The sequence below is a fragment of the Mycobacterium sp. genome, assembly GCF_049281135.1.
GTDB lineage: Bacteria > Actinomycetota > Actinomycetes > Mycobacteriales > Mycobacteriaceae > Mycobacterium.
In genome coordinates, this window is record NZ_JBAPRN010000394.1 from 1 (window position 1) to 3595 (window position 3595).

Genomic DNA, 3595 nt, shown 5'->3' on the forward strand with positions numbered 1-3595 from the left:
GGTACATGTCGGCAGACATGTCCGGCGTATCGGCGAGGTCGAACCAGCGAGCCTGCAGGCTTTCGTCGTCCGCCGGGAAGGGCTCGCCGCCCACCCATTCCATCCGGAATACATGGTCGAGGTACTGTGCGTGATCGCCGTTGACATGGACGATCGGACACGTCACGTGCACCCAGGCCAATCGTCTGGCCACCGCGTGGATACCGCTCTCTTCGAACACTTCTCGGACCGCGCAGTCGGCCGGGTTCTCCCCCGGCTCGACAATTCCGGTGACTGGCGTCCATGCCCGGTTATCAGACCGTTGGATCAGCAGCACCTGCTGATCGCGAATCACCACCGCGGTGATCCCGGCCAACCACAACGGCGCATGCCCGATGTGCTGACGAAGCGCGACGATGAACTCAGGAACCGGCACAGTCCCGTTTCTAACAGAGACCGTGAAGCCGGTAATTGCGGTACCCAGGCTCAGGGTCCTCACCTCTAAGCTGTCATCCGAAGTACCGCCCAATTTTCGGTTCTCGCGTCGCGCTGGAAAGGACAGCCGTCATGCCACTCGCTCGGATCGACCTCATCGAGGGCAAGTCGGTGGAATACCGCCGCACGCTCGCAGACGTCGTGTACGACAAGATGATCGAATGTCTCGGAGTGCCCGAGGATCGATTCCAGACAATCACCGAACATAAGGCGGAGAACTTCTTTTTCGACCGCGACTACCTCGGTCTCTACCGGTCTGAGAACTGCATCTTCATTCAGCTGATCTTCCTCAACGTCGCGAGTCCTGAGCAGAAAGCCGCGTTCTACAAGGCGGTCGTCGACGAGTTACAAGAGAAGCTTCAGCTACGGCGGGAGGATGTGTTCTTCAACCTCGTGACTGTCAACCCGCCGGACTTCTCCATGGGCAACGGCGTGGCCACGTACCTCAATGGCGTGCCGACCGATCGACTCGACCCAAATTCCATCGAGCCCTGACCGGTCCGGTCGTTCAGTAGAACTGACCTCGGAGGACGACCACGTCCGCGCGGTGCAGAACCTCAGGGCCGTAACGGGGATCGTCGTAGTAGCACAACATGTCTGCCGAAGCGCCGTCGTCCAGGCCAGGACGGTCAAGCCAGTCACGGGCGTCCCAGCACGCCGCGCCGAGCGCGTCGGTGGGAGACATCGCGATGCGGGTCAGCGCCTCGACTTCATCGCCGATGCGCCCGTGGGCGATCATGCCGCCCGCATCGGTGCCGGCGTAGATCGGGATGCCGGCCTCGTGCGCGGCGCTGAGCCGCGAATAGCAATTGGCGTACAGGTCGCGCATGTGCGCGGCGTACGTCGGATACTTGCCCGCGGCGTCGGCGATGCCGGGAAAGTTCTCGACGTTGATCAGGGTCGGCACCAGCGCGGTGCCATGTTCGAGCATCAACTCGATGATGTCGTCGGTCAGCCCGGTGCCGTGTTCGATGCAGTCGATTCCCGCCTTGATGAGACCGGGCAGGGCGTCCTCGCCGAAGACGTGCGCGGTCACCCGCGCGCCGTTGTCGTGGGCGGCGTCGATCGCCGCGGTCAGCACGTCGTCGGACCACAACGGCGCCAAATCGCCTATGTCGCGGTCGATCCAGTCGCCGACCAGCTTGACCCAGCCGTCGCCGCGCCGCGCCTGCAGGGCCACCGCGTCGGGAAGCTGCGATTCGTCCTCGATGTCGATCGGCAGGCCAGGGATGTACCGCTTGGGGCGGGCCAGATGCCGCCCGGCCCGAATGATGCGGGGCAGGTCATCGCGATCGTCGAGGCTGCGGGTGTCGATCGGCGAGCCGCAGTCGCGCAGCAGCAAAGCGCCGGCCTCACGGTCGGCTTCGGCCTGGGCGATCGCCTCGTCGAGTTCGACGGCGCCCTGCGGCCCCAGCCCGACATGGCAGTGCGCATCGACCAGACCCGGAATGATCCAGCCGCCGTCGAAGATCGTGTCGGCGTCGCCGACCGGTTCGCGGCTGATTCGGCCATCGACGATCCACAGTTCGATGGGTTCTTCGTCGGGTAGCCCGATCCCTCGAACGTGTTGCGGCACTACTTACCCGGGAATTTCAGCTTGGACAAGTCGAAATCGGCCAGCCCGGGCGGCAATTCGTCCAGACCCTGCGGCATGTTGGACAGATCCGGGAACCCGGCCGGCATACCCGCGCCGAGCGGGCCGCGGACCTTGGGCGGTGTCGGTCCGAACTTCTTGCCCTTTTTTCCCTTGCCGCCCTTGCCTTTTGCGTTCTTTCGGGTCGCTGACTTTCGCCCCAACCCGGGTATCCCCATGCTGCTGACCATCGAGGACATCATCTTGCGCGCCTCGAAAAAACGGTCGACCAGTTGATTGACCTCGGACACCGACACACCCGAGCCGTTGGCGATGCGGAGGCGACGTGACGCGTTGATGATCTTCGGGTCGGCCCGCTCTTGCGGCGTCATCCCGCGGATGATGGCCTGCAGCCGGTCGAGTTGGCTGTCGTCGACGGCGGCCAGGGCCTCTTTCATCTGACCCGCGCCCGGAAGCATGCCCAGCAGATTGCCGATCGGGCCCATTTTGCGGATCGCCAGCATCTGCTCGAGGAAGTCCTCCAGCGTCAACTCGCCGGATCCGATCTTGGCGGCCGCTGCTTCGGCCTGCTCCGCATCGAAGACCTGCTCGGCCTGCTCGATCAGGCTCAGCACATCGCCCATGCCCAGGATGCGGCTGGCCATCCGGTCGGGATGGAAGACGTCGAAGTCCTCTAATTTCTCGCCGGCTGACGCGAAAAGTATTGGAACGCCGGCTATTTCCCGGACCGACAGCGCCGCGCCACCTCGGGCGTCGCCGTCCAGCTTGGTCAGCACCACGCCGGTGAAGCCGACGCCTTCGCCGAACGCCTGGGCGGTGGCCACTGCGTCCTGACCGACCATCGCGTCCAGAACGAACAGCACCTCGTCGGGGTCGACGGCAGCGCGGATGGCCGACGCCTGGGCCATCATCTCCTCGTCGATGCCCAACCGCCCGGCGGTGTCGACGATCACCACGTCGAAGTGCTTGGCCCGCGCCTCCACGAGCCCGGCTGCGGCGACGGCAACTGGATCGGCCGGACCCGCCTGTCGATCGGCCTCGGCATTCGCCGAGGTGCCGGGGTGCGGCGCGAACACCGCGACGCCGGCCCGCTCGCCGGTGATGCGCAACTGGTCGACCGCGCCCGGTCGTTGCAAGTCGCAGGCCACCAGCAACGGAGTGTGGCCCTGGCCGCGCAGCCAGAGCGCCAGCTTGCCCGCCAGCGTGGTCTTACCGGAGCCCTGCAGACCGGCCAACATCACCACGGTCGGCGGCGTCTTCGCGAATGCCAGCTGCCGGGTCTGCCCGCCGAGGATGGCGACCAGTTCCTCGTTGACGATCTTGACGACTTGCTGCGCCGGGTTGAGGGCGCCGGATACCTCCGCGCCCTTGGCGCGGTCTTTGACCCGACCGACGAACGCACGGACCACCGGCAGCGAAACGTCGGCCTCGAGCAGCGCCAGCCGGATCTCGCGGGTGGTGGCGTCGATGTCGGCGTCGGTCAGCCGGCCTTTGCCGCGAAGTCCTTGCAGGGCACCGGTGAGCCGA

At 65.5% G+C, this 3595-nt stretch carries 4 protein-coding genes; 1 reads left to right on the forward strand and 3 read right to left on the reverse strand.

Annotated features, from left to right (window positions below):
* On the reverse strand, window positions 1–415 hold a 415-nt coding region (locus tag WAN02_RS15760; RefSeq protein ID WP_422265137.1), incomplete at its 3' end, for an NUDIX hydrolase.
* Between the two features lie 131 nt (window positions 416–546).
* Here WAN02_RS15760 and WAN02_RS15765 point away from each other — a divergent pair.
* Complete coding sequence (locus WAN02_RS15765) at window positions 547–969, forward strand: tautomerase family protein (RefSeq protein ID WP_422265139.1); 423 nt, start codon at window positions 547–549, stop codon at window positions 967–969.
* A 13-nt stretch (window positions 970–982) separates the two neighbouring features.
* Here the strand turns inward: WAN02_RS15765 and WAN02_RS15770 are convergent, their stop codons facing one another.
* A complete protein-coding gene (locus WAN02_RS15770) occupies window positions 983–2050 on the reverse strand; it encodes an amidohydrolase family protein (protein ID WP_422265141.1) in 1068 nt (355 codons plus the stop codon).
* On the reverse strand, window positions 2050–3595 hold a 1546-nt coding region (ffh, locus tag WAN02_RS15775; protein ID WP_422265143.1), incomplete at its 5' end, for a signal recognition particle protein. The genes WAN02_RS15770 and ffh, both read right to left, overlap by 1 nt.